Genomic DNA, 633 nt, shown 5'->3' with positions numbered 1-633 from the left:
TGCGTGGTCGTGGATGCTTCTGCGGAGCCGCTCGGCGACGAACTCAGCGGTCTCAGCGCTCACGTCGGGCAACAGCAGCAAGAATTCCTCGCCCCCGATGCGACAGAGGACATCTTCTGCCCGGGAGTTCTGTCGCATCAGATCGGCCACACCCGCAATTACCCCGTCGCCTACCTCATGACCGTGGCGGTCATTGACCTTCTTGAAATGGTCAATGTCCAAGGCAATGATCGCAAACCGCGTTCCCGAGTTGGACAGAAAACCTAGCGCTCTTTCCAGACCCCGGCGGTTGAGCAAGCCGGTCAGTGGATCGGTCAGTACGGCCTGGTCCAGCCGACCAATTCGGTCGTTGAACGCATTGAAACTGATCAGCACGGCCTTCTGTAGTTCATCTGCTTCGTAATACCACGTATCAACCGCAGTCACGGTCAGAATCGCCTGAGACACATCGCTGTTCTGGGCCGTCGATGCCAGCTGCCACAATGGCCGTGAAATGCGCCGGGAAACCACCCAGATCAGCAGAAGCGAGAGGATGCCCAGAGGGGCGGCGTTGAGCAGCACAGTGTTCATCAGGCGTGTCAGCGGCCGCAGGGTAGCCTCGACGGGACGTTGAGAAACGATGCCCCAATGCAC

At 59.1% G+C, this 633-nt stretch carries 1 protein-coding gene; it reads right to left on the bottom strand.

Annotation, left to right across the window (positions count from 1 at the left end):
• The coding region (locus ACXJKH_RS21820; protein ID WP_457322514.1) for a GGDEF domain-containing protein at positions 1-570 on the bottom strand (570 nt) is incomplete at its 3' end.
• Between the last annotated feature and the right edge of the window lie 63 nt (positions 571-633).

Source organism: Stenotrophomonas sp. P5_B8, from assembly GCF_054049855.1.
The sequence above is the reverse complement of the archived record's forward strand: the minus strand, read 5'-3'. Positions and strand labels throughout refer to the sequence as shown.